Genomic DNA, 25,136 nt, shown 5'->3' with positions numbered 1-25,136 from the left:
GAGGTCACGCGGGCGCACGGCACCGCCGGTTCCGCGGCCGAGGAGCGCCAGCGACGAGCGGCGCGGAACCGAGCTTGCGAGGTCACGCGGGCGCACGGCACCGCCGGTTCCGCGGCCGAGGAGCGCCAGCGACGAGCGGCGCGGAACCGAGCTTGCGAGGTCACGCGGGCGCACGGCACCGCCGGTTCCGCGGCCGAGGAGCGCCGGCGACGGAGCCGAGCGGGCGACTGCCGGTGAGGGGGCGACCGCGTGAGCGAGACCGGCGGGAGCATGCCCAGGGGCTCGGTTGCGCGCACGGCACGACTGGCGTCGCTGCCGCTCGGCGCCGCCGGCCGGGCCACGCTCGGGATCGGCAAGCGGCTCTCGGGCCGGCCCGCCGACGCGGTCACCGCCGAGCTGCAGCAGCGGACCGCCGAGCAGCTGTTCGCCGTCCTCGGTCAGCTCAAGGGCGGGGCGATGAAGCTCGGCCAGACCCTCTCGGTGTTCGAGGCCGCGGTCCCCGAGGAGGTGGCCGCGCCCTACCGCGAGGCGCTGGTGAAGCTGCAGGAGGAGGCGCCGCCGATGGCGGCCCGCACCGTGCACGCGGTGCTGGCGCAGCAGCTCGGGGGCAGGTGGCGGGAGCGTTTCCGCCACTTCGACGACGCCCCCGCGGCGGCGGCCAGCATCGGGCAGGTGCACCGCGCCACCTGGCGAGACGGGCGCGACGTCGCGGTCAAGATCCAGTACCCCGGGGCGGCGACCGCCCTGATGGCGGACCTCAACCAGCTCTCCCGCTTCGCGCGGCTGTTCGCCGCCCTGTTCCCCGGGATGGACGTCAAGCCGCTGATCGCCGAGCTCAAGGCCCGGGTGGTCGAGGAGCTCGACTACGGTCTGGAGGCCGACGCGCAGCGCGCCTTCGCCGCCGCCTACGTCGACGACCCGGAGATCGTCGTCCCCCGGGTGGTGGCGAGCGCGCCGAAGGTGATCGTGTCGGAGTGGCTCGAGGGGACGCCGCTGTCCCGGATCATCGCCTCCGGCACCCGCGAGCAGCGGGACCGCGCCGGCCACCTGATGGCCGTGCTGCACTTCTCCGGCCCGCAACGCGCCGGGCTGCTGCACGCCGACCCGCACCCGGGCAACTTCCGGCTGCTCGACGACGGCCGGCTCGGCGTCATCGACTTCGGCGCGACCGCCCGCCTGCCCGACGGGCACCCCGAGCCGATCGGCCGGCTGGTCCGCTGGGCCCTCGAGGGCCGCGCCGCCGACGTCCTGGCCGACCTGCGCACCGAGGGCTTCGTGCTCCCGGGTGTCGAGGTCGACGCGCAGGCGGTCCTGGACTACCTCCGCCCCCTCCTGGAACCGATCGAGGGGCCGTACTTCCACTTCACCCGTGCCTGGATGCAGGAACAGGCCGCCCGCATCGCCGATCCGCGCAGCGAGGCCAACCGGCTGGGCCGGATGCTCAACCTCCCGCCGGCCTATCTCCTCATCCACCGGGTGACGATCGGCTCGATCGGGGTGCTCTGCCAGCTCGACTGCGCGGGCAACTACCGCGGCGTGATCGAGGAGTGGATGCCGGGCTTCACCGGCTGAGGGCCCGGTCAGGGTCCAGCCGCGCCTCTAGGTCGCGGACGCGGTCCCGGGCGCAGGCGGGGCACAGAGCGGTGAGCGGTCCGTGCGCCCGCGCGGCGGTCGACCCGGTCGGCCGCGGCGGGGTGCTCATCGACCAGCCCGTCGCGACGTCGGCCGGGGTGCCGGTCCGGCCGCACGCGGCGCAGACCAGGTGCTCGGGGTCCACGCCCCCAGCGTGCCCGCGGGCACGCGGTCTGCACAGGGGGCGGCCGGGGCCGGACGCACCGGGAGCGTCCGGACCCGGCCGCGGTCGGGCGGAGGCCGGTCGCCTCCGCGGGGGTGCCGCCGTCAGCGGACGGCGGCGCTGGCCCGCGCGGCGCGCCGCGTCGCGTACTCGGCGCGACGGGCCCAGCGGCGGGCGGCGCGCAGCCGGCGGGCGCGCGCGGCGGTGTCGGCCTCGGCGCGTAGTTCGCGCAGCCGGTCGACGGCCAGGTCGTACTCGTAGCTGTTCACTGCTGGTCCTCGGTCCTCTCGTGTGGCCCCGTCCCGGGCACCGCCCCGAGCGTGCGAGGGGTGCGGAGGACGGGGTCCTCTCTCATGCGACGGCGACCTTGCGCGGGCGTCCGCGGGGGCGCTTGCGTGGGATCACCACGCCCCGCTCGAAGATCTCCCCGCCCCAGACCCCCCACGGCTCGCCGCGGTCCAGCGCGCCCGCGAGGCAGGCGTCACGGACCGGGCAGGACGCGCAGAGCGTCTTGGCCTGCTCCAGTTGCGCCGGGCTCTCGGCGAACCACAGGTCGGGGTCGTTCCGGCACGGCAGGGGGCGCCGCACCGGAGCCGGCGCGGCGGGCGCCGCCGGCCGTCGGGGAAGGGCACCGCCGGTCCGGGGGAGCCCGGGTCGGCGGTGGGTCGTCAGGCGGTCGATCGTCTGCTGCACTGCCGCTCCTCCTCGTACTCGTCGTTCGCAGCCGGCGGGGGCCCGCCGACCGGAGTCGGGGCCGGGTGCCGCGGAGAAAGACAGAGGCCGCGGATCCCGGGGTTCGGGTTCCGCGGCCTCGAGGAGGACCGGTCGAGCGCTAGCTCAGCGGTCTCCCCGGGGAGTGGATCCCGAGGGGGGTGGTGCCGTCGTGCTGGGTGTTCGGCGTACGGACGCCGGTGGTGCCGAAGGCATCGGCCACGCGGGTCGCACGGGTGGCGTCGAAGCCACCGGTGGTGGGCGCGATGCCGAACCCGGGCGTGCCGGCGACCGGAGCGCCGAACACCGCGGTCTGCGGGAGACGGGTGGCGACGGCGCTGGTCAGGGGCAGGGCGCGCAGGCGCAGAGCGACGGGCCGGCCGCCGCAGGCGGCCGGACGCACGACGAGGCGACCCGGGCCGGAGACCCCGGCGGGGGCGCTGGACCACATGGTGCTGATCATCGTGTCCCCTCCTCCCGGGGTCGCAGTGCGGCTGTCAGGCCGGACCGTGGCTTGGTGCGGCTCGGGGCGGTACCCCGAGCGCGAGATGGACAGTAGGGGGCCGCCGCAGAGGCGGTCAACGCAATTAGTTCCCCGGTGTGGCGGTGACCCGGGACACCCGTCGGCCAGAGCAGACGGTGAGCGGTCAGGGGCTGACGGTGGCGAGCACGTCCTGGCCGTAGAGCTCCAGCTTGCGGGCGCCGATGCCAGGCAGCGCCCCGAGCTCCCGCAGGGTGGTCGGCCGGCTCTCGGCGATGGCCTGCAGGGTCGCGTCGGTGAACACGACGTAGGCCGGCACCGACGCGGACGCCGCCGCCTCGCTGCGCCACGCCCGCAACCGCTCGAACAGCTCGCCCGCGGCGCCCTCGAGCACCACCTTGGCGCGCTTCTGCCGGCGCGGTGCCGGCGCCGCCGTCGGGGCCGACTCCGGCACCAATCCGGTGAGGAAGCGGCTGCGCGGCCGCGAGCGCCGGCCGCCGGGGTTGCGGGCCAGCGACCACGACAGGGTCAGGTGCTCGCGGGCGCGGGTCACGGCCACGTACAGCAGCCGCCGCTCCTCCTCGACCGCCTCGGGCCGGGACAGCGACTGCGCGATGGGGACGACGCCGTCGACCAGGCCGACGACGAAGACGACGTCCCACTCCAGGCCCTTGGCCGCGTGCATCGACGCCAGGGTGACGCCCTGGACCGTCGGGGCGTGCTGCGCGTCAGCCCGCGCCGCCAGGTGCGCGACGAAGCCGGCGAGGTCCAGCGTGGGGGTCTCGGCCACCAGGTCGACGGCGAGGTCGACCAGCGCGGCGAGGGACTGCCACCGGTCGCGCGCGGCACCGCCGGGCGGCGGCCGGTGCTCCACCCAGCCGGTGGAGGCGAGCACGTCGCGCACCGTGGGCACCAGCGCGCCGGGCTCCGAGCCACCTGCCGCGGCGCCGCGCAGCAGGAGGACCGCCTCGCGCACCTCCGGCCGCTCGAAGAAGCGCTCCCCGCCCTTGAGCACGTACGGGACGCCCGCGTCGGTCAGCGCGTTCTCGTAGACCTCGGATTGGGCGTTGATGCGGAACAGCACCGCGATCTCCGACGCCGGCGTCCCGGCCTCGACGAACGCCCGGCAGGCCTGGGCGACGGCCGCGGCCTCCGTCGGCTCGTCGGGGTGCTCGAAGAACCGTGGCGCCGGGCCCTCGGCGCGCTGGCCGAGCAACCGCAGCCCGGGCAGCCCCTTGCGTCGCGGCGCCTGCCCGATCAGCTTGTTGGCCAGCGCGACCACCTGCGGGGTCGACCGGTAGTCGCGCTCGAGCTTGACCACCTCGGCGTCGGGATAGCGGTCGGCGAAGCCCAGCAGGTAGTCCGGGTCGGCCCCGGTGAAGGAGTAGATGGTCTGGTTGGGGTCGCCCACGACGCAGACGCTGGCGCGCCCGCCGAGCCAGGCGTCGAGCAGCCGCTGCTGCAGCGGGTTGACGTCCTGGTACTCGTCGACGACGAAGTGCCGGTACTGCCCGCGCACCTCGCGGGCGACCTGGTCGTGCTCCTCGAGGGCGTAGGCGGTGACCAGCAGGAGGTCCTCGAAGTCGAGGACGCCGTCGCGCTGCTTGGCCGACTCGTAGCCGGCGTACACCTGCGCGACCACGGAGGGCTCGAACGGCGGCTCGCGGCCGGCGGCCTGCGCGCGGGCCGGGTAGTCGTCGGGCGTGGCCAGCGTGGTCTTGGCCCACTCGATCTCGCTGGCGAGGTCCCGCAGGCTGATGCGGTCGGTGGACAGCCGGGAGCGGGAGGCCGCGGAGGCGACCAGCCGCAGCTTGTTCTCGACCAGCCCGGGCATCGGACCGCCGAGCACCCGCGGCGCGAAGTAGCGCAGCTGGCGCATCGCGGCGGCATGGAAGGTGCGCGCCTGCACCCCGCCCACACCGAGGCCGGCCAGGCGGCCCCGCAGCTCGCCGGCCGCCCGTGCGGTGAACGTCACCGCCAGGACCTGCTCGGGCACGAACGCGCCGGTGTGGACGCCGTAGGCGATGCGGTGGGTGATGGTGCGCGTCTTGCCGGTGCCGGCACCGGCGAGGATGCAGACCGGCCCGGTCACTGCCTGCGCGGCCGCGCGCTGCTCGTCGTCCAGCTGCGCGAGCACCGCCTCGGCCCCCTGGACGACGTCGGGCGCCCCGGCGGGCTGCGACATCCGGACTCCTCCCCTCGACCGCCTGTCCCGGCGGCCGGCCCCCATCCTCCCAGTCGTCGCCGACGGTCCGGGGAAGCATCCCCAGGGGCGTGGTGTTGGGGACTTCGGTGGCGCGGACACCCCGCTCCACGGACCCGATCGACCAGGAGGACCCCCTCGATGAGCGCAGCCACCGCCGCCGTGACCATGTACACCACCCCGTGGTGCGGCTACTGCGTGCGGCTGAAGAAGATGATGCAGATCGAGGGGATCGACTACGCCGAGGTCGACATCGAGCGCGACCCGGCCGCCGCCGAGATCGTCATGAACGCCAACGGCGGCAACCGCACCGTCCCGACGCTCGTCTTCGCCGACGGCACCGCCCTGACCAACCCGAGCATCGGCCAGGTCAAGGCGCAGCTGGCGGAGGCCGCCAGCGCCTGACGGCGAGTGGTCCCCCCGCGCCGTTGCACCAGCGGGCATGATCGTCGTCCTGAGGGTCGCGACCGCGACCCCTGGACACCCCGGCCGGCCGGCCGGGCCCACGCCCCGCGGGAGGACGCCGTCGTGAGTTTCCGCGTCGAGCACGCCGCCGCCGAGGCCGCCTGCCCGGACGACGCGCTCCCGGTGGAGGGGCCGGCGGTGATGGTGGTCCGCACCGGCCGCGGCTGGTCGGTGCTCTCCCCCGGGCGCGCCGAGGACGTCGCCGACCTCGTCGAGGGCATGTCGCTGGCCGACCTGGTGGCCGAGGAGCTGGGCGCGCTCGTGGAGCCCGACCGCACCGCCCGCCGGGCCGCCCGCGGCGCCAAGGCCGACGTCGACGCCGACGCCGATCCCCGTGACGCCCGCCTCGCCGCGCTGGAGCGGACCGTGTCCCAGCTCGAGCACGCCCTGGCCGCGCGGGTGTCGACGGAGCGGGCGATCGGCGTGCTGGCCGAGCGGAACGGCATGACACCGCGGCACGCCTTCGAGCTGCTGCGCGGCGACGCCCGCGCCCAGGGCCGGCCGGTCGCCGAGCTCGCCCGCGAGGTCCTCGACGCGCTGGAGAGAGGCGTCGACCCCGGCACCCCCGCGGACGGCGGCCCGGTGCCGGCGGAGGGCCGGTCCTGACCCGTCCGGAACCGCTGACCCCCGCGGCGCTGGGCGACCGGCTGGCCGCGCTGCTCGCCGACCTCGCCCCCGAGCCGGGCGCCGCGGCGCTGCGGGTCGCCGTGGACGGGCCCGACGTCGCGGCACCGACGGAGCTCGCCCACGCCGTGGCCGACCGGCTGCCTGCCCTGGGCCGCCCCGCCGTCGTCGTCCCCGCCGGTGGGTTCCTGCGGCCGGCCTCGCTGCGGCTGGAGCACGGCCGGACCGACCCGGACGCCCGGTACACCGACTGGCTCGACGCGGGCGCCCTCACCCGGGAGGTGCTGGGCCCGGTCGGCCCCGGCGGTGCCGGCAGCTACCTGCCCGTGCTGTGGGACGTCGCCCGCGACCGCGCCGCCCGCGCCCGGCCGCAGCCGATGCCGGCCGGTGGCGTGCTGCTCGTCCCCGGGTCGCTGCTGCAGGGGCTCGGGCTGGCCTTCGACGTCGTCGTCCACCTGCGGGTCGCCCCGGCCGCCCGGCGGCGGCGCACCCCGGCCGAGCAGGCCTGGGAGCTGCCGGCCTTCGACCGCTACGACGCCGAGGTGGACCCGGTCTCCCTGGCCGACGCCGTCGTGCTGGCCGACTCCCCCGACCACCCCGCCCTCGTCCTGCAAGGACGTCTCGCGTGAACGGACCCGGCCGGGGGCCCTCTCTCAGCCGAGTTCCCCCGCGACCCAGCGGTCGATGATGTGCCGGGCGATGGAGACCGCCGGCGGCAGGACCTGCGGACCGTTCCCCGACCGCAGCTCCTCCCGCGTGAACCAGCGGGCCTCCTCGATCTCGGTGGGGTCCAGCCGGAGCGTGGGGTCGCCGTCGACCCGGGCGGTGAAGCCGAGCATCAGCGACTGCGGGAACGGCCACGGCTGGCTGCTCACGTAGCGGATGTCGGTCACCGCGACGCCGACCTCCTCGGCGACCTCGCGGGCCACGGCCCCCTCCGCGGACTCCCCCGGCTCGACGAACCCGGCGAGGATGGAGAACCGGCCCGGCGGCCAGACCGCCTGCCGGCCGAGGACGCACCGGTCGCCGCCGTCGTGGACGAGCATGATCACCGCGGGGTCGGTGCGCGGGAACAGCTCGGCACCGGTCTGCGGGTCGCGCCGGACCCAGCCGGCCCGTTCCACCGTGGTCTCGGCCCCGGACAGCGGGCTGAAGCGGTGCCGCTCGTGCCACTCCAGGATGCCGATGGCCTGGGCCAGCAGGCCGGCGTCGAGGTCCCCGAGGTCGGCGCCGACCTCGCGCAGCCCGGCCCACGTGTCGACGGGGCGGCCGTCGACGGTCAGCCGCCGGTCCGCCCGCACCGCGGCGTAGGGCACGCCGTCGGCCTCCCCGAGGTAGACCGCCCCGGCGGGCAGCTCGGGTCGCTCGTCCCAGAGGAGCCGGGGGCCGCCCTCCGCCTCCTGCACGGGCACCGCCCGGCGCTCGTCGACGACGAGCACCCGGACCGGACGCCCGCCGGTCGGGTCGGGCAACGACCGCGCCAGGTGGCTGCGGTCGTGCGCCGAGCGGGAGAGCACCGGCATCGCACCGGCGGGAGACGGCCCGCTCTCGGGCCAGGGGACGGCGGCGCGGTCGGCGGGCAGGTCGCCGGCGGGCCGCTCGTCGGGCGCCGGGTTGTCGGCCGGTGTGCTGCCGCCGGCGGGGACGCTCACGGGGTCTCCTCGCTGCCGCTGGTGGGTCGGAGGGACCGTGTGGCTCCGGTCATGCGCTCGGCTCCGGGGTCGCCGCGGCACTGGCCGTGACGTCGACGGGGCCGAGGGTCCGCAGCGGGCCGGCCACCCGTTCGGCGTCGCCGACCACGACCGCGGTCAGAGCTGCCGGCTGCAGGTACCGCTGGGCGGCGGCCCGGACCTCGTCCACGGTGACCTCCGCGAGGGCACGCTGGTGGTCGGCCAGCCAGTTCGGCGGCAGGCCGGCGCCGACCAGCGAGGAGAGCGTGCTGGCCAGCCCGGCGTGGGTCGCGGTGGACAGCGCCATGCTGCCCAGCACGTACCGCCGGGCGCTGTCGAGCTCGTCGGCACCGACCGGGGTCAGCGCGATCCGGCCCAGCTCGTAGTGGATCTCCAGCAGCGCCGGGCCGGTGACCTCCGTGGCGACGTCGACCTCCACCAGGACCGAGGACGCGCCGGCCAGGTGGTCGACCGAGCTGCGCGGGCTGTAGCTGTACCCCCGCCGCTCGCGGATGTTCTCGACCAGCCGGGAGGAGAAGTAGCCGCCGAGGACCATGTTGGCCAGCCGGATGGCGGCGAGGTCCGGGTCGGTGCGGCTCGGCGCGGGGCCGCCCAGGCGGATGTTGGACTGCACCGCGCCGGGCCGGTCGACCACCTCGAGGTGACCGACCGCCAGCTGGGGTGCGGGCGGCGCGGTGACCGCCGTCCCCTCGCCGCTCCAGCCGGCCAGCGCCGTGCCCGCGGCGTCGACCGCCGCGGCGGGGTCCAGGTCGCCGACCAGGACCAGCGTGCTGCCGGCCGGCAGCACGCGTTCGCGGTGCAGCTTGCGCAGGGCGGGGCCGCGCACCGCCGAGACCAGCTCCGGGGGCGGCAGCTGCTCGGCGTAGGGGTGGGTGCCGTAGCGGCGGGCGGCCAGCGCGGTCCGGGCGATCACGCCGGGCTGCGAGCGGGCGATGGAGATGCGCTCGGCGACGCGACCGCGCTCGGCCTCGACCAGGTCGGCCGGGTAGGTGGCGCTGGTCAGGACCTCGGCGAGCACGTCCAGGACCGGGGCCAGGCCCTCGGACAGCAGGGTCGTCGAGAACAGCAACCGGTCGGGGTCGGTGGAGACCAGCAGCTCACCCCCGTGCGCCTGCATCAGCTGGGCGATGCCGGTGGCGTCGTGCCGGGTGGTGCCGAGCAGGACGGCGCCGGCGAGGACCGACGTCCGGGCGGCGTGCGTCGCCGCGGTCCGGGCCGTCGCGGCGGCGAACGGGACCCGCAGCCGCAGTTCGACCAGCGGGACGCCGGGGCGCGGGACGACGACCAGCCGCAGGCCGTTGGGCAGGGTCGTCTCGGTGACCGCCAGCTCCGGCTGGGGGCGGGGCTCACCCAGCGGCGGGACGAGGCCCAGGTCGGGCGCACCGGTCATCGTCGTCCTCCCGTCGCGCGCAGCTCGAGGATCGCGGCGGTGTCGGGGTCCAGCCCGGCGGCCGCGACCTGCAGCTGCTCCGGGGTGACCGCCGACAACCGGGCGGCGAGCTCCCCGGCCAGCTCGGCCCGGCCGTGGATGAGCTCGGCGGAGGCGAAGGCCAGCGTGCGGCCCAGCACCGAGTCCGCCTGGCGCAGCAGCTGCGCCTCCGCCCGGGCCTGCACCCGGGCCAGCTCGTCGGCGCCGACGCCGTCGGTGGCGATCCGCCCGATCTCCTCGTGCACCGCGGCGAGCACCTTCTCCACGGTGACCGACGCCGGGTGGTGCACCTGGGTGGTGAGCAAGGTGGCGTCGCGGACGTCGAAGGGGTCGCCGAACAGGCCCACGTAGCTGTTCTGCGCCACGGCCAGCTGGTCGTCGTGCACCAGCCGGCGCTCCAGGCGCGAGGCATCGCTCTCGCTGAGCAGCTCGGCCAGCAGCACCGTGCCCAGGAACGTGTCGAGGTCGCCGACGGGGTCGGGGACCCGCCAGCCGATCGCCACCGCCGGCGTGGGCGCCAGGCGGTCCTCGACGACGCCGGAGCGGACGGTCGTCGGCGACGGCTCGCCGGTGTACGGCGTCGCGGGGACCTCGCGGGCCTCGATGGGGCCGAACCACCGCCGGACCAGGCGCTCGGTCTCCTCGACGTCGAGGTCCCCGCCCAGGCACAGGACGGCGTTGCCCGGCGCGTAGTAGCGGTGGAAGAAGTCGGTCGCGTCGTCGACGGTCGAGGACTCCAGGTCGACGAAGGAGCCGTAGCCGTCATGGGTGTTGGCGAAGCTCTCGAAGGCGATCCCCGGCAGCTGCAGCCAGGGGAAGGCGCCGTAGGGCCGGTTGAGCACGTTGACCCGGATCTCCTCCTTCACCACGTCGATCTGGTTGCGGAGGTTCTCCTCGGTGATGGCCGGCGCCGCCATGCGGTCGGCCTCGAGGAACAACGCGCGCTCCAGCGCCTCGGCCGGCAGCGCTTGGTAGTAGTTGGTGTAGTCCTGGTGGGTCGAGCCGTTGAAGGACCCTCCGGCGGCCTGGACGAGGCGGGCGTGCTCCATCTTCGGCACGTTGGCCGAACCCTGGAACATCAGGTGCTCGAAGAGGTGGGCGAATCCGGTGCGGCCCTGGGGCTCGTTGCGCATCCCGACGTCGTAGAAGACGGTCACGGCGACGACCGGCACGCTGCGGTCGGGCGCGAGCACGACCCGCAGCCCGTTCTCCAGTCGGAAGCGCTCCACCGGGTGCCGGAGGGTGAGGTCGGCCCCAGCTGCTGTCACGTGCCGACACTAACCGGGTCCGGGGACGGACCGCCCGTGCGGTTCCGCCTCGGCACCCGGGCGGAGGAGGGGCCGCGATCGGGTGAGCGCCCGTCCGGGAGCCCACAGCCGGGCCCGGCGCGGTGCGGCCGGGCCCGGCGGTGGGGCGGCGCGGGTCAGTCGTCGGACCCGTGCCCCCCACCGGACCGGCCGCGCGAGTCGTCACCGGGACCGTCGTCGGACCCGTGACCCCCACCGATCCGGCCGGTGGAGTCGTCGTACGCGGGCACCCGGGTCGGAGCGGTCGGGGCGGGCGTGGCCGCGGAGTCGTCCCGGCCGCGCCTGCGTCCGGAGTCGTCCCGGCCGCGCCCGCGGCCGGAGTCGTCGGCCCGCGGGCCCTCGACGAAGAACTGCGGCGTCCCGTCGGCACAGGCGACGTGCACCTCCAGCTCCTGGGTGGCGTTCTCGAACTCGACCTGGCCGGGGTCCTGGGAGTCGTCCAGCCACCACCCGGCGGCCGGCGTGCCGCTGAGGGCGACGCCGCCGCCGTCACAGGTGGCCGAGACGACGCCGGCGACGGTCACCTGCTCGCCGGCCGACGGGTCCGCGGGCGCGGACGCCGGGGCGCCGGCGGACGAGGAGGACGACGGGGAGGCGGTGGCCGACGCGGGCTGTGGGGCGGGCGAGGCGTCGGCCCCGCCGACCGAGGCGGCGAGGACGCCGAGGCCGACGGCTGCGGCTGCCGAGGCGGTCCAGAGGGCGCGGGAGGCGCGGGTTCGTGTCATGGACCGACCCTGTCGCCGGCGTGGTCAAGGTCACGCTAAGCCGGGACCAAGGATCCCCCGGGCCTCAGAGCACCTCGACGGCGTCGACGAGCCGGTCGATGACGCCGTACAGCTCGGCGTGGGTGTTGGGGATGGAGACGTAGAGCAGCGCCGGCGCCGGGCGGCCGACGTCGACGAGCAGCAGCGCGGCCCGCTCGCCGGTCGCGTCGTAGCCCGCGACGTCCCAGGTCAGGTCGAACTCGACGAGGTGCGCCTGCGCGCCGTCGACGGTGCGGGCCTCGTCGCGCAGGACGCGCCGCTCGTTGGGCGCCGGGTAGTAGTTGGCCCGCACGCTGTCGGCGACCTGGGTGACGGTGCCCTGCAGGCCCTCCGGGCCGGCGTAGCCGAACCCCGGGGCCAGCGGTCCGGAGGTGCACTGCGCGATGAAGGTACCGCCGCCGGGGGTGAGGTCCTGGGTGATGAAGAACTGCCCGGCGACCGAGGTGGTCTCGACGACGATCCCGAGGTCGTACTCGTACCAGCCGTCCCCGAGGAACGGGTAGGAGATGCCCGCCGCCTCGTCGATGATCCGGACGGTGCCGGGCGGGAACGTGGGCGCGGCCGCGACCGGCGGGCCGGCGGCGCTCCCCTCGTCGGTGACGACGCCACCGGCGGGCCGGCCCACGAGGAACCCGATCAGGACGACGAGCACCACACCCAGCACCGACAGCCCGACGACCCACCCCGTGCGCCGTCCCCCGGTCGCCGGCGACGGCGGGAGCTCCTCCGGCGGGACGGCGGACGGCGGGACGGACGGCGCTGCGGGCTGCGCCGGTGCGGCCAGCACCCGCACACCGGGGCCGGCCGGCGTGGTGACGTCCGACCAGCTGACCCCGTTCCACCAGCGCACCATCCCGGGGGCGCCGTCGGGGTCGGGGTACCAGCCCGGGGGCGCGCTCCCCTGCCCTGTTGCCGTCACGGCGCCAGCCTAGGACCGCCGTCCGGCCGCACCGGTCACCGACGGGCGCCCGTCCGCACGATCAGCGGGCCGGGAACGGCACGGCCGCCAGCTCGCGCCACAGGTGGGCCGCGGCCTCCGCGCCGCGGTACAGCATCGGCAGCAGCACCCGCTCGTTCGGCGAGTGGATGCGGTCGGTGGGCAGGCCCGCACCGAGGAACAGCAGCGGCGCGCCGAGGACGTCGACCAGGTCGGCCTCGGGGCCGCTGCCGCCCTCGCGGGTGAACAGCACGTCGGCGGCGTCGCGGTCGAACGCCTGCCCGATGGCGGCGAGCAGTGCGGCCATGGCCGGGGAGTCCAGGTCGCTGGCGCACGGGGAGACGCCCCCGGGCGGCGTGTGCACCTCGGCCTCGACGCCCTCGGGCAGGCGCTCCTCGACCCAGGCACGCAGGAGCGGGCCGACGTCCTCCGGGCGCTGGTCGGCGACCAGCCGGAAGGTCAGCTTGGCGTGCGCCTCGGCCGGGATGATCGTCTTGTGGCCGGGGCCGGTGTAGCCGCCCCACATGCCGTTGACCTCGGCCGTGGGGCGAGCGCCGATCCGCTCGAGCGTGCTGAAACCGGCTTCGCCGCTGGCCGTGCGGGACGCCGCGGGCCCGGCCAGCCAGGCCGCCTCGTCGAACGGCACACGGGCCATGAGCTCCCGCTCCCGGTCGGTGAGCGGCCGCACCTTCTCGTAGAACCCGGGCAGCGTCACCCGGCCCTGCTCGTCGTGCAGGGCGGCGAGCAGGGTGGCCATGGCGTGCAGCGGGTTGGGGACGCCGCCGCCGAAGGACCCCGAGTGCAGGTCGACGGCCGGCCCGCGGAGGGTGATCTCGGCGTCGGCCAGCCCGCGCATCGCGACCACGGCGCTGGGCACGTCCGGGGCGGCCATCCCGGTGTCGCTGACCACGACGACGTCGCAGCGCAGCCGGTCGGCGCGCTCCCGGAGCAGGTCGGCGAAGTGCGGGGAGCCGGACTCCTCCTCGCCCTCCACGAGCAGCTTGACGGTGACCGCGGGGGTGTCGCGTCCGGTGGCGGCCAGGTGGGCGCGCATGCCGAGCAGGTGGAAGGCGACGTTGCCCTTGTCGTCGATGGCGCCGCGGGCGTGCAGCTCGGGGCCGTCGGGGCCCTCCACGCGGGTCGGCTCGAACGGCGGGTGCTCCCACAGCTCGACGGGGTCGACCGGCTGGACGTCGTGGTGGCCGTAGACCAGCGCCACCGGTGCGCCCGGGTCGGCCGAGGGCCACTCCGCGTACACGGCCGGCGCCCCGGGCGTCGGCCACACCTCGACGGTCGGGAATCCGGTGCGCCGCAGCGCCTCGGCCAGCCACTCGGCGCTGGCCGCGACGTCGCCGGCGTGCACCGGGTCCGCGGAGATCGAGGGGATGCGCAGCCAGGCGTCGAGATCGGCGTGCAGGTCGTCGAGGTGCGCGGTGACGAAGTCGCGTTCGGGGCTGCTCACGGCCCCGACGCTAGCGCCGGGCGCGGCGGCGCCCGTGCATGCCCTAGCGTCGCGGCATGCCGGGACAGCTGCTGCGGGTGGACGTCGGCGACCTCACCTTCGACGTCCGGGCCGACGGTCCGGACGACGGCCGGCCGGTGCTGCTGCTGCACGGCTTCCCGGAGACGTCGGCGTCGTGGGCGGCGGTCACGCCGCGGCTGACCGAGGCGGGGCTGCGCACGTACGCCGTCGACCAGCTCGGGTACTCCCCCGGTGCCCGCCCGGCCGAGGTCGGCGCGTACGCGCTGCCGAACCTGGCCCAGGTCACCGCCGACCTCATGACCGCGATGGACGTGCCGCGTGCCGACGTCGTGGGCCACGACTGGGGCGCGGGCGTGGGGTGGGCGCTGGCCGCGTGGCACCCCGACCGGGTGCGCACGTTGACCGCGGTGTCGGTGCCGCACCCCTCGGCGTTCACGGCGGCCTGGCGGTCGGACCCCGAGCAGCAGGAGCGCTCGGCCTACATCCGGCTGTTCTGGCAGGAGGGCAGGGCCGAGGAGGTGCTGCTGGCCGACGACGCCCGGCGGCTGCGGCGGATGTTCGGCGACGCCGTCCCCGCGGCGGCGGTCGACGAGTACGTCGCGGTTCTCTCCGCGCCCGGCGCCCTGACCGCCGCCCTCAACTGGTACCGGGCGATGAGCTCGAGCACCCCGGTCGAGCCGGTGGAGGTCCCGACGACCTTCGTGTGGAGCGACGGCGACGTGGCGATCGGCCGGCCCGCCGCCGACGGTTGCGCGGACTGCGTGCGCGGCGACTTCCGCTTCGTCGAGCTCAGCGGGGTCAGCCACTGGATCCCCGAGCAGGCCCCGGACGCGCTCGCCGCCGCGATCATCGACCGGGTCGCGTCGAGCTGACCCCGGGTCAGAGCGCCCGGTAGTACCGCACCAGGGGCAGCGCCGTGAAACCGGCCTGCTCGTAGACCGCCCGGGCCGGTGCGTGGCCGGGGTCCCCGCCGGTGGCGACGACGGCCACCCGCATCCCCTCCTGCCGCATCCGCTCGAGGGCGACGGCCATCAGCTCGGCGGCGATCCCCCGACGCTGGTGGCCGGGGTCGACCGCGATCATCTCGACCTCGCCGCTGCAGGGCTCGTCGTAGGACTCGTCGTGCAGGACGAGCGCCACGAACCCGACCGGCCGGCCGTCGTCGGCCACCCACACCGTGCGCTCCGGGTCGCGGCACACCGCCTCGACCGCGGCCGCCTGGTACGCCCGCCAGTCCGGGTACAGGTGCCGGTAGACGGCCGTCCCGAGCACGGCCTCGAACGAGGCGAAGACCGAGGCCCAGGCGCGCAGCGAGAGGGCGACGACCTCCTCGACGTCCGCGTCGGTGAGCGGGCGGATGACGACGGGCACAGGGTCAGGCTGCCGCTGCGGTCAACCGGTTTCCGGCCCTCACCGGGCGGTGCCCGAGACCAGGGCGAGCAGCCCGGCCTCGTCGAGCAGGTCGACCGGGCGCACCGTGACCCCGGCCGCGACGTGGTGGAAGCCCGCGCTGACCCGCTCCACCGGGACGCCGGTCAGCCGGGACCAGCCGAGCCGGTAGGCCGCCAGCTGCACACCGGCCGCGGCCAGCTCGCCGCCGGTCGGGGCCGGCCCGGTCTTCCAGTCGATCACCTCGTAGCCGCCCGCGCCGTCGGCGAAGACCGCGTCGATCCGACCCCGCAGGGTCAGCGGCCCCAGCGGCGTCTCGAACGGCACCTCGACCTCGACCGGCTGGCGGTCGGCCCACTCGCTGGCGAGGAAGGCCTCCTGCAGCTCGGCCAGGGCGCTGTCGGGGACGGCGAACTCGTCGCCGGAGCCGGGCAGCTCGTCCAGGTCGAGCAGCCTCGCGGCGCCGAAGCGCTCCTCCAGCCAGGCGTGGAAGGCGGTGCCGCGGCGGGCCAGCGGCGCGGGCGCGGCCGGCATCGGCCGGCGCAGCCGGCGGGCCAGCTCGCCCGGGTCGCGGCGCAGGGTGACCAGGGCCGAGACCGACAGGTGGGACGGGAGCGGGACGTCGACGGTGGGCCGGGCCGCGGACCTGCGCTCGCGCAGCAGCAGGTCGGCGTCGCGCACCCACTGGTCGACGACCGGATCGGCCTCCCCCACCCGCAGGTCCGGATCCAGCGGGTGCGCGGCGGACCCGGTGACCAGCTCCGCGGCGGCGGTGAGCGCGCGCCGGCGTCCGGGCGAGAGCGGGTCGGCCGGCCAGATCCCCACCGGCCAGTCCGCGAGCGCCGGGTTCTCCGCGCCGTCCTCCGGGGCCGGCGCCCAGCTCACGACGGTGCCGGCACCGGCCCCGCAGGCCTCGCGCACGGCGTGCAGCAGGGACGACGGGCCGCACGGGTTCACCCCGTCGCGCCACCAGCTGCCCGAGCACAGCAGCAGGTGCCGGGCGCGGGTGACCGCGACGTAGCCCAGCCGGATCTCCTCCCCGGTGCCGAAGGCCTTCCAGTCCTCGACGTACTGCTCGAGGGCCTCCTTGACCACCGCCTGGTCGCCGGAGCCGGGCACGGGCAGCCGCAGCCGGGGCAGCTCCTCCCGGTCGACGGTGCGCAGGTCGACCGGGACCGCGCCGGGGTCCTTGATCCACGAGTCGCTGGCGCCGGGCTTGGCCGGGAACTGGTCGACGGTCATGCCGGGCACGGCGACGACGTCCCACTCCAGGCCCTTGGCCGAGTGCCCGGTGAGCAGCTGCACCGCCTCGGGGTTGACCGCCACCTCGCCCGGTTCCAGGCCGCGCTCGCGCTCCTCGGCGTCGCGCAGGTAGCCGAGGAAGGCCGGCAGCGACGGCAGCTCCGCGAGCTCGGTGAACTGCGCCGCCACGCCGTGGAGGGCGTCGAGGTGCGCGCGGGCGCCGGCCGGGCTGACCTCCGGCGCGCTGGCCAGCTCGGTCTCCAGGCCGAGCGTGCGGGCCACCTCGTCGACCAGGTCGGGCAGCGACTCGCCGAGCCGGGAGCGCAGCCAGGCCAGCTCGGCGCCCAGCCGGCGCAGCCGGCGGTAGCCCTCGGCCGAGTACTCCTCGGCGTCGCCGAGGTCGTCGAGCGCCTCCACGATGCTGCCGCGTTCCTGCGGCGGCTCGGCCGCGCCCTCACCCTCACGGGCCGGGCGGCGGGAGTGCACCAGCGCACGGGCGCGGGCCTCCAGGACGGCGAGGTCGCGGGGGCCGATGCGCCACCGGGCGCCGGCGAGCAGCCGGCCGAGGGCGTCGCCGGCGGTCGGGTCGACGAGCACGGTGAGGGTGGCGACGACGTCGGAGACCTCGGGGACCTCCAGCAGGCCGCCGAGGCCGACGACCTCCACCGGCAGGCCCCGCTCGCGCAGCGCGGCGGCGATGCCCGGCAGCTGCTTGCGCGTGCGGGCCAGGACGGCGACGGTCGGCGGCCGGCCGTCGGGGCGGCGGGCGACGACCGGGTCCGTGCCGTGCCAGCAGGCGGCCAGCCGGTCGGCCAGCGCGGCGGTCTCGTCGGCCACGGTCTCGTACAGGCCGACGGTGACCGCCCCGCGGCCCGCGGTGGGGGCGGGCGCCAGGTCCGGCAGCGGGACGTCGGGTGGCGGCAGCAGGCCTGCGACGGCGTTGGCGACGGCGAGCACCGCCTCGTCGTTGCGCCAGCTGGTCGCCAGCGTCAGCCGCTCGGCACGCCGACCGCGGACGCCGGGGAAGGTGCGGGCGAACCGCTCGATGGTGCCGGCCGACGCGCCGCGCCAGCCGTAGATGGACTGCCGCGGGTCGCCGACGGCCAGCACCGGGTGGCCGGTGTCCCGGCCGAACAGCGCCTCCAGCATCCGCAGCTGCCCGACGCTGGTGTCCTGGTACTCGTCGAGCAGCACCACCCGCCACCGCGCCCGCTCCCGCCGTCCGACCTCGGGCGCGGCGACCGCGATCCGCGCGGCGTGGGCCACCTGGTCGGCGTAGTCGATCGAGCCCATCGCCCGCTTGCGCGCCTCGAACGCCTCGACCAGCGGCAGCAGCGCGACCCGGGCCCGCTGCCGGTCGAGCACGTCGGTGACGTCCTTGTAGGGACCCTTCTTCCGCGGGGCGTCGGGGTAGCCGGCGACCTGCGCCTCGAGTCGGGCGGTCCAGGCGCGCAGCGCGGCGGGGGTGACGTCGTGCTCGCCCATCTCGGCGGCGAGGGCGAGGACGTCCTCGACGGTGGTGAGCAGCGACAGCGGGACGTCGTCCATGTCGCCGGTGTAGGCGGACACGACCTGGGCGGCCTGGCCCCAGCACATGGCCGGCCCGAGCACGCCGGCGCCGGGCTCGACGCCGATCCGCAGGCCGTGCTCGGCGACCAGCGCCGCGGCGTACCCGTGGTAGGTGGAGACCGTGGGCTGGGCGATCTCCAGCCGTTCCCGCAGCTCCGGCTCGGTCTCCGGGTGCCGGGCCAGGGCGCCCAGCCGCAGCCGGATCCGCTCGTTCAGCTCGCTGGCCGCCTTGCGGGTGAAGGTCAGCCCGAGCACCGCCTCGGGTTCCACGACGCGGTTGGCCACCAGCCAGGAGACGCGCGCGGCCATGGTCTCGGTCTTGCCGGAACCGGCGCCGGCGACGACGACCAGCGGCCGGTCGGCCGGGGCGGCGACCACCCGGGCCTGCTCCTCCGACGGGGCGTAGGACAGCCCGCAGCGGGCGGCGACCTCGGCCGGGGAGAGCACCCGCCGGGGCGCGACCGCGACGTCGGGTTCCAGGCCGAACAGGTCGTCGAGGCTCAGTTGCGCGTCCGTCACGCGGTCACCTGCCGGCCGCGCTCGTGCATCGGGCACGTGCGGCGTGCCGGGCAGCGCTGGCAGTGGGTGCCGGTGCGCACCTCGAAGGCGCCCGCGCCCATGCCCTCCCCCACCGCGGCGATCAGCTCGCCGGCCGGGGTCTGCGCCAGGGGGACGTCGGCCGGCAGCGGCTCCTGGTGCTGCTCCTTGGCCTTGGCGCCGGTGCCGACCTGCAGCAGCGCCGCCCCGCCGGGGACGGTGCCGTGGTCGGCGAACGCGCCGGAGGCGACGGCGACCTGGTAGGCGGCCAGCTGGCCGTGCTCCTCGACGTTCCTCGCCGCGGTCTTCCCCGTCTTGAGGTCGACGACGACCAGCCGGCCCTCGGCGTCGCGCTCCAGCCGGTCGACCTGACCGCGCAGGCGGGCGCGGCCGACCACGACGTCGAAGTCCTCCTCGGCGGCGACGAGCTCGCGGCGGTTGGCCGCGTGCCAGCGGAGGAACCGCTCGAGCATCTGCTGCGCGGTGGCGCGCTGGCGCTGGTCGGACCAGCCCGGCCCGAGGTCGAGCTGGTCGAGCTCGACGGCGAGCGCGCCGGGCGCCTCGGCCGGGGGCAGCCCCTCGGCGACGCGCTGCGCGACGGCGTGCACCGCGGATCCGACGGTGCGGGTGGCGTCGGGTGAGGCCTCCGCGCCGACCGCACCCAGCACCCAGCGCAGCGGGCAGCGCTGGAAGGTCTCGATGGCCGAGGGCCGCACCCGCACCGGGTCCTCCGGCGGCACCAGCGGCGCGTCGTCGGACAGCGGGGCCAGACCCCACCAGTGCGCCGGCGCCGCTCCCGGCACGCCCTCCTCGGCCAGCCGGCGCAGGACCGCCGCGGCGGCCGACCGCCGGCCCGGCGGGGTGTGCGGGTCGGCGACCGCGCGGCGCAGCTCGGCGACGAGTGCGGGCAGGGTGAGCGAGCGGGGCAGGTCCGTGAGCGGCCGGCCGCCCTCCGGCGGCGCCTCGACCAGGTCGAGGAACCGCGACGCCGTGGCGCCCGCGTCGGCGCCGTCGACAGCGCCCTGCACCGCGGTCACCACCAGGCGCCGGCGGGCCCGGGTGCAGGCGACGTAGAACAGCCGCCGTTCCTCGGCCATGGTGAGGGTGCGCCGGTCGACGGCGGCCGCGTCGATGCCGGCCGCCCGCTCGACGAGGACCTCCGTGCCGAGCAGCGAGCCGCGCTCGCGCAGGTCCGGCCACACGCCCTCCTGCACGCCGGCCACGCAGACCACGTCCCACTCCAGACCCTTGGAGGCGTGGGCGGTGAGCAGCCGGACGGTCTCGTCGGTGGCCGCCCGGGCCGCGCCGGTGTCACCGGGCAGCTCCTGGGCCGCGAGGTGGTCGACGAAGGCCCGGACGTCGGCCGACGGCAGCCGGTCCACGAAGCTCCCGGCGGCGTCGAACAGGGCGACGACGGCGTCGAGGTCGCGGTCGGCGACCGCTCCGGCCGCACCGCCCGCGGCGCTGGCCCGCGCCCACCGCCCGGCCAGCCCGCTGCGCTGCCACATCGCCCACAGCACGTCCTCGGCCGAGCCGTCGGCGGCCAGCGCGACCCGGCCGGCGGCCAGGACGGCGGCGACCCGGGAGGCCGGCCGGGCGACGTGCTCGGGCAGCGTCTCGAGCAGCAGCTCGTCGAGGACGGCGGTCGCGAGAGGGGCGCCCCGCTCGGCGGCGTCGATGCCCTGCTGGGCCAGGGCGATGCGGACCGCCCGGCGCAGCCGGCGCAGGTCGAGGACCGTGGCACCGCCCAGCGGGGAGGACAGCAGCGCCTCGGCGGCCGGCTCGTCGAGCCCGGCCGGCGCCCCGTCGTCCCCCGGCAGCAGCGCCTCGAGCGCGGACAGGAACGGGGCGACCGCCGGCTGGGCGGCCAGCGGCAGCTCGTCGGCGGAGACGGCCGACGGGACCCCCGCGGAGGTCAGCGCCCGGCGCAGCGGCCCCAGCGCGGTCGCCGTCCGGACGACGACCGCCATCTGCGACCACGGCACCCCGTCGAGCAGGTGCGCCCGGCGCAGCACGTCGGCGACGTAGGCGGCCTCCACGGCGGCCGAGCCGAAGACGTGCACCTCCGCGGTGCCGTCGCCGGTGTCCTCGACCGGCTGGAGGCGGCGGTGCTCCCAGGGGCCGGGCAGGCCCTCGGCGACGCGGCGGCTGATCCGCAGCAGCTCGGCACCCGACCGGCGGCACACCCCGAGGGACAGCCGGTCGGCGCGGCGGCCGTCGGCGTGCCGGAAGCGGTCGGGGAACTCGACGATGCCCCGCGGCTCGGCGCCGCGGAAGGCGTAGATCGCCTGGTCGGGGTCGCCGACGGCCACGAGGTCCCCACCGCCGCCGGCGAGCAGCTCCAGCAGCTCCACCTGGGCGGGGTCGGTGTCCTGGTACTCGTCGACGAACAGCCAGCGGGCCCGCTCCCGCTCCTGCCGCAGCAGCTCGGGGTCCGAGGCGAGCTCGGCGATCGCCTCCCGGACCAGCTCGGCGGGGTCGTACCCGGAGGCGTCACCGCGGCCGGCGGTGGCGAAGGCCGTGACCGCCTCGTACTGGGCCTGGAACGCCGCGGCGTGCACCCACGCGTCGTGGCCGAGCTCGCGCCCCCAGGCGGCGAGCCGGTCGGGCCCCACCCCCCGCTCGGTGGCGCGCAGAAGCAGCTCGCGCAGCTCGGTGCGGAAGCCGGCCGTCGACAGCGCCGGCCCCAGCGACTCCGGCCAGCGGACCGCCCCCTCCTCCTCGACGTCGCCGCGCAGCAGCTGCGCGACGACGGCGTCCTGCTCGGCGGCGGTGAGCAGGCGGGGCGGGAGGTCACCGCGGAGCAGCGCCGCCCGGCGCAGGACCCCGTAGGCGTAGGAGTGGAAGGTGCGGGCCAGCGGCTCCCGGATGGTGCGCGCCACCCGGGTGGTGATGCGGGTGCGCAGCTCGGCGGCGGCCTTGCGGCTGAAGGTCAGGACGAGGATCTGCTCGGGGTCGATCCCGCGGTCGATCCGGGCCGCGACGGCTTCGACGATCGTGGTGGTCTTGCCGGTTCCGGGACCGGCGAGCACCAGCAGCGGCCCGCCGGGGTGGTCGACCACCGCCTGCTGCGTGGGGTCCAGCCGGGGCCGGGCCACCGGGACCGGGTCCCCCTGCACGAGCCGGTAGACCGGCGCCCCGTCCGCCCCCCGCACTGCCGCCACCTCTCGATGACACCACGGCCGTCCGACACGTCCGTCACGGGTGGGGCGCGTGGGGTGTGCCTCAGGGCCAGCCGACGGCGCGGAGGTCGACCCGGCCGTCCCGCACGGGCACGCCCTCGGTGGCCAGCAACTCCAGCTGGCGCACGCGCACGGGCTCGGCGGCCGTGCCGTCGGCGCGGACCACCCGGTACCAGGGGACGGCACCCCCGCCCTGGGAGAGAGCCCGCGCGACCCGCCGCGGCCCGACGCCGACCAACCGCCCGATCGCGCCGTAGGTGCTGACCCGGCCGGGCGGGATCGCCTCGACGGCGTCGAACACCGCCTCGTCGACGTCGGCGGCGGACGCGGAGGCGCCCGGGGACGGCGGTCCTCCGGGCGCCTCCGGCATCACTGCTGGTAGCTGCTGTTGGCCACCCACCACTCGTAGAGGGCGGCGAGCTCCTCCTGGGTGGTGCCCGGAGCCGTGACGACGCCCTCCACGAGCGCCTCGTCGTCGGTCCACACGATGCCGACCCGGCCGTTGTCGGCGTCGATGGCGCACGCGTAGGACCCGCTGTTGCCGGCCGACGTCCAGACGCTGGTGCCCGTGCCGGTCGTGCAGTCCTCGCCCTGCGGCAGCTCCGGCGCGCCGGCGGTGTCGGAGGTGAAGACGTCGTCCATGGTCGTCCGGTCCGGGTAGAGGAAGAAGTTGCCGTCCTGCGGGACCGCGGCGCTCCCGGTGCAGGCCACGTGTGCGACGTCGCCGTCGCCGGCCAGCGGGGCCTCCTCGCAGCCGGTGAAGTCCGGCGGGACCATCGCGAGCAGGTCGCTCGCGCCGCCGGGCTGCGGTGCGCTGGACGAGGAGCTGCTGCTGGTCGAGGGCCGGGAGGACGAGCTCGACGAGCTGCCGGCGGAGGTCGTGCTGTCGGCGGACGCCGTCGGTTCGTCGTCCCCGCCCAGGGTGAGGAACAGGATCGCGGCGAGGCCGACCACCACGACGACGGCGGCCACGATGCCGATCACCAGGCCCCGCCCGCCCTTGCCGGACGGCGGCCGGCCCGGCTGCCCGTAGGGGCCGGGCTGACCGAACTGGCCGTACGGGGGCTGCCCCGGCTGGCCGTACGCGGGCTGACCGGGCTGCCCGTAGGGACCCTGCTGGTCGTACTGCGGCGGGCCCGGCTGGCCGTACGGAGGCTGGCCGTACGGAGGCTGGCCGTACTGCGGCTGGCCCGGCTGCTGGCCGTACGGGGGTTGGCCGTACTGCGGCCGGCCCGGCTGCGGACCCTCGGGACCGCCCGGCCCACCCTGCGGCCCCCAGCCGCCCTGGCCCTGCGGCTGACCCCACCCACCCTGACCGGGGGGCGGGGGGCCGGGCGGACCGTAGGGGTCCTGGCCCGAGGGCGGCTGACTCATTCGCGGTACCTCCAGCTGGTCGTTTCCGCCCGCAGCCTAGAGGCGCTTCCGCCAGGCGGATCCGCGCGACCCGCCTGTCCGCTCAGCCGCGCCGGCCGTACCTCGCCAGCAGCCGGGTCTGGGGATCGGCGGTGGCCGGCACGTCCAGCGGCGGGTCGATCAGCCCCGGGACGCCGTCCTCCGGCAGCCGGTCGGCGACGACGAGGCCGGCGGTGACCAGCACCATGTCGAGCTCGGTGTCCCCGCCGGTGGCCCGGGCGAGGTCCCAGGAGTGCACCGTCAGGTCGGCGGTCATCTCCTCGATGTAGTGCGCGGCCAGCAGGGGGCCGCGGGCCAGGTGCACCGTGTGCAGCAGCGCATGGTCCCCCGCGAACGCGGCCAGGGCGGCGTCGGCCGCGCTCTCCCAGCCGGTCAGCGGATCGTTCCCGAGCAGGTCCGGCGTCGCGTCGGGGAATCGGCCGTCGACCAGGTCGAACGGCTCCCCGGCGAGCAGCGGGGGCGCCCACAGCGCCTCGGAGACCAGGTGGGCCACGAGGTCGGCGACGCTCCACCCCGGCAGGGCCGGGTCCTCCCACTGCTCGGGCTTCACCGCGTCGACCCGGTCGGTGAACGAGGCCTGCGCCCGCTGGAAGAGCTCGATCAGTTCGGCCGGAGAGAATTCGGACACGTCGTCAGTAGACGCCACGAGGGCCCGGACCGCCCCAGCGGGGAGCGATCCGGGCCCTCGGTGGTGCCTCAGTACGTCGGCAGCGCCTTGTCGATGCGCGTCGCCCACGCCGTCACGCCGCCCTGGACGTGGACGGCGTCGGAGAAGCCGGCGTTCTTGAGGGCGGCGAGCACCTCGGCCGAGCGGACGCCGGTCTTGCAGTGCAGCACGATCGGCTTGTCCTGCGGCAGCTGGGACAGCGCCCGGCCGGAGAGGATCTCGTCCTTGGGGATCAGCTTCGCGCCCGGGATCGAGACGATCTCGTACTCGTTGGGCTCACGGACGTCGATCAGCTCGAAGTCCTTGCCGGCGTCCATCATGTCCTTGAGCTCGTCGACGGTGATCGTCGAGCCCGCGGCGGCCTCCTGGGCCTCGACCGACACGACACCGCAGAAGGTCTCGTAGTCGATGAGCTCGGTGATCGGCTCGGCCTCCGGGTCCTTGCGCACCTTGATGGTGCGGAAGGTCATCTCCAGGGCGTCGTAGACCATCAGCCGGCCGAGCAGCGTCTCGCCGATGCCGGTGATCAGCTTGACGGCCTCGGTGGCCTGGATCGCGCCGATGGTCGCGCACAGGACACCGAGCACGCCGCCCTCGGCGCAGCTGGGGACCATGCCGGGCGGCGGCGGCACCGGGTAGAGGTCGCGGTAGTTGGGGCCGTGTTCGTTCCAGAAGACCGAGACCTGGCCGTCGAAGCGGTAGATCGAGCCCCACACGTACGGCTTGTCCAACAGCACGCACGCGTCGTTGACGAGGTAGCGCGTGGCGAAGTTGTCGGTGCCGTCGACGATGAGGTCGTACTGGCTGAAGATCTCCATCACGTTGTCGCTGTCCAGCCGCGTCTCGTGCAGCCGGACGTCGATCAGCGGGTTGATCTCCTTGATGGAGTCGCGCGCGCTCTCGGCCTTGGATCGGCCCACGTCGGACTGGCCGTGGATGATCTGCCGCTGCAGGTTCGACTCGTCGACGACGTCGAACTCGACGATGCCCAGGGTGCCGACGCCGGCCGCGGCCAGGTACATCAGCACGGGCGAGCCGAGGCCGCCGGCGCCGACCGCCAGCACCTTGGCGTTCTTCAGCCGCTTCTGCCCGTCCATCCCGACGTCCGGGATGATCAGGTGCCGGCTGTACCGGCGGACCTCGTCGATCGACAGGTCGGCCGCAGGCTCCACCAGGGGTGGCAGGGACACGGGTTTGCTCCTCAGTCACTCGACAGCGGCCGCGCGGGGCCGTCGTTCGTCGGGACA

General features: G+C 76.3%; 23 protein-coding genes. 5 read left to right on the top strand and 18 right to left on the bottom strand.

Annotated features, from left to right (window positions below):
• Positions 1-249 precede the first annotated feature (249 nt).
• Positions 250-1,572, top strand: coding sequence for an ABC1 kinase family protein (locus ACI784_RS11955; protein ID WP_457013628.1), 1,323 nt, complete (start codon positions 250-252; stop codon positions 1,570-1,572).
• Here ACI784_RS11955 and ACI784_RS11950 read toward each other — a convergent pair.
• The 5 genes from ACI784_RS11950 to ACI784_RS11930 all read right to left on the bottom strand — a co-directional run bounded on the left by ACI784_RS11950 (position 1,562) and on the right by ACI784_RS11930 (position 5,172).
• The gene (locus ACI784_RS11950; protein ID WP_457013627.1) at positions 1,562-1,777 is read right to left on the bottom strand and encodes a hypothetical protein; all 216 of its coding nucleotides are present in this window, start codon (positions 1,775-1,777) and stop codon (positions 1,562-1,564) included. The two genes, ACI784_RS11955 and ACI784_RS11950, sit on opposite strands and share 11 nt — an antisense overlap.
• 122 nt (positions 1,778-1,899) lie before the next feature.
• Positions 1,900-2,064 carry a hypothetical protein gene (locus ACI784_RS11945; RefSeq protein WP_456923783.1) on the bottom strand — a complete coding sequence of 55 codons (165 nt, stop codon included), beginning with the start codon at positions 2,062-2,064 and terminating at the stop codon, positions 1,900-1,902.
• Positions 2,065-2,146: 82 nt separating this feature from the next.
• Positions 2,147-2,488, bottom strand: a complete 342-nt coding sequence (locus ACI784_RS11940) for a WhiB family transcriptional regulator (RefSeq protein ID WP_456923784.1) — start codon at positions 2,486-2,488, stop codon at positions 2,147-2,149.
• A 139-nt stretch (positions 2,489-2,627) separates the two neighbouring features.
• Entirely contained in the window at positions 2,628-2,969 is a 342-nt protein-coding gene (locus tag ACI784_RS11935; RefSeq protein WP_456923785.1) for a hypothetical protein, read from the bottom strand.
• Positions 2,970-3,153: 184 nt separating this feature from the next.
• The gene (locus ACI784_RS11930) at positions 3,154-5,172 is read right to left on the bottom strand and encodes an ATP-dependent helicase (protein ID WP_457013626.1); all 2,019 of its coding nucleotides are present in this window, start codon (positions 5,170-5,172) and stop codon (positions 3,154-3,156) included.
• 159 nt (positions 5,173-5,331) lie between these two features.
• Between ACI784_RS11930 and ACI784_RS11925 the strand changes: the two genes are divergently transcribed.
• The 3 genes from ACI784_RS11925 to ACI784_RS11915 all read left to right on the top strand — a co-directional run bounded on the left by ACI784_RS11925 (position 5,332) and on the right by ACI784_RS11915 (position 6,908).
• The gene (locus ACI784_RS11925; protein WP_456923787.1) at positions 5,332-5,595 is read left to right on the top strand and encodes a mycoredoxin; all 264 of its coding nucleotides are present in this window, start codon (positions 5,332-5,334) and stop codon (positions 5,593-5,595) included.
• Between the two features lie 123 nt (positions 5,596-5,718).
• Positions 5,719-6,261, top strand: coding sequence for an ANTAR domain-containing protein (locus ACI784_RS11920; protein ID WP_457013625.1), 543 nt, complete (start codon positions 5,719-5,721; stop codon positions 6,259-6,261).
• 101 nt (positions 6,262-6,362) lie between these two features.
• Complete coding sequence (locus ACI784_RS11915) at positions 6,363-6,908, top strand: uridine kinase (protein WP_457013624.1); 546 nt, start codon at positions 6,363-6,365, stop codon at positions 6,906-6,908.
• A 24-nt stretch (positions 6,909-6,932) separates the two neighbouring features.
• On the opposite strand, the gene nudC is transcribed toward ACI784_RS11915, so the two are convergent.
• From nudC to ACI784_RS11885, 6 genes are all read right to left on the bottom strand, one after another.
• The gene (gene nudC, locus ACI784_RS11910; RefSeq protein WP_457013623.1) at positions 6,933-7,931 is read right to left on the bottom strand and encodes an NAD(+) diphosphatase; all 999 of its coding nucleotides are present in this window, start codon (positions 7,929-7,931) and stop codon (positions 6,933-6,935) included.
• Positions 7,932-7,980: 49 nt separating this feature from the next.
• Positions 7,981-9,360, bottom strand: coding sequence for a M16 family metallopeptidase (locus tag ACI784_RS11905; protein WP_456923791.1), 1,380 nt, complete (start codon positions 9,358-9,360; stop codon positions 7,981-7,983).
• On the bottom strand, positions 9,357-10,667 hold the full coding sequence (locus tag ACI784_RS11900) for a M16 family metallopeptidase (protein ID WP_457013622.1): 1,311 nt from the start codon (positions 10,665-10,667) through the stop codon (positions 9,357-9,359). Before ACI784_RS11900 ends, ACI784_RS11905 begins: the two co-directional genes overlap by 4 nt.
• 155 nt (positions 10,668-10,822) lie before the next feature.
• Positions 10,823-11,431 carry a hypothetical protein gene (locus tag ACI784_RS11895; protein WP_456923793.1) on the bottom strand — a complete coding sequence of 203 codons (609 nt, stop codon included), beginning with the start codon at positions 11,429-11,431 and terminating at the stop codon, positions 10,823-10,825.
• Between the two features lie 64 nt (positions 11,432-11,495).
• Positions 11,496-12,389 carry a DUF2510 domain-containing protein gene (locus ACI784_RS11890; protein ID WP_457013621.1) on the bottom strand — a complete coding sequence of 298 codons (894 nt, stop codon included), beginning with the start codon at positions 12,387-12,389 and terminating at the stop codon, positions 11,496-11,498.
• A 61-nt stretch (positions 12,390-12,450) separates the two neighbouring features.
• On the bottom strand, positions 12,451-13,869 hold the full coding sequence (locus ACI784_RS11885; RefSeq protein ID WP_456923795.1) for a M20/M25/M40 family metallo-hydrolase: 1,419 nt from the start codon (positions 13,867-13,869) through the stop codon (positions 12,451-12,453).
• A 56-nt stretch (positions 13,870-13,925) separates the two neighbouring features.
• Here ACI784_RS11885 and ACI784_RS11880 point away from each other — a divergent pair, with 56 nt between their 5' ends.
• Positions 13,926-14,762 carry an alpha/beta fold hydrolase gene (locus ACI784_RS11880; RefSeq protein WP_456923796.1) on the top strand — a complete coding sequence of 279 codons (837 nt, stop codon included), beginning with the start codon at positions 13,926-13,928 and terminating at the stop codon, positions 14,760-14,762.
• Positions 14,763-14,769: 7 nt separating this feature from the next.
• On the opposite strand, the gene ACI784_RS11875 is transcribed toward ACI784_RS11880, so the two are convergent.
• The 7 genes from ACI784_RS11875 to moeZ form a co-directional block, all read right to left on the bottom strand.
• Positions 14,770-15,261: a GNAT family N-acetyltransferase gene (locus ACI784_RS11875; protein ID WP_456923797.1), complete on the bottom strand. Its 492-nt coding sequence runs from the start codon at positions 15,259-15,261 to the stop codon at positions 14,770-14,772.
• 39 nt (positions 15,262-15,300) lie between these two features.
• The gene (locus ACI784_RS11870; RefSeq protein WP_457013620.1) at positions 15,301-18,609 is read right to left on the bottom strand and encodes an ATP-dependent helicase; all 3,309 of its coding nucleotides are present in this window, start codon (positions 18,607-18,609) and stop codon (positions 15,301-15,303) included.
• Positions 18,606-21,782 (bottom strand): ATP-dependent helicase, encoded by a 3,177-nt coding sequence (locus ACI784_RS11865; protein WP_457013619.1) that lies wholly within the window; start codon positions 21,780-21,782, stop codon positions 18,606-18,608. Before ACI784_RS11865 ends, ACI784_RS11870 begins: the two co-directional genes overlap by 4 nt.
• A gap of 70 nt (positions 21,783-21,852) precedes the next feature.
• Positions 21,853-22,179: an MGMT family protein gene (locus ACI784_RS11860; RefSeq protein ID WP_456923800.1), complete on the bottom strand. Its 327-nt coding sequence runs from the start codon at positions 22,177-22,179 to the stop codon at positions 21,853-21,855.
• A complete protein-coding gene (locus tag ACI784_RS11855; protein WP_457013618.1) occupies positions 22,179-23,183 on the bottom strand; it encodes a hypothetical protein in 1,005 nt (334 codons plus the stop codon). Before ACI784_RS11855 ends, ACI784_RS11860 begins: the two co-directional genes overlap by 1 nt.
• Positions 23,184-23,265: 82 nt before the next feature.
• On the bottom strand, positions 23,266-23,850 hold the full coding sequence (locus ACI784_RS11850) for a TIGR03086 family metal-binding protein (RefSeq protein ID WP_456923802.1): 585 nt from the start codon (positions 23,848-23,850) through the stop codon (positions 23,266-23,268).
• 68 nt (positions 23,851-23,918) lie between these two features.
• Positions 23,919-25,079 (bottom strand): adenylyltransferase/sulfurtransferase MoeZ, encoded by a 1,161-nt coding sequence (gene moeZ / locus ACI784_RS11845; protein WP_457013617.1) that lies wholly within the window; start codon positions 25,077-25,079, stop codon positions 23,919-23,921.
• Positions 25,080-25,136 lie beyond the last annotated feature (57 nt).

It is taken from the genome of Geodermatophilus sp. SYSU D01186, from assembly GCF_054050215.1.
Note: the sequence above shows the minus strand (reverse complement) of the source record. Positions and strands in the feature narration are given on the sequence as shown.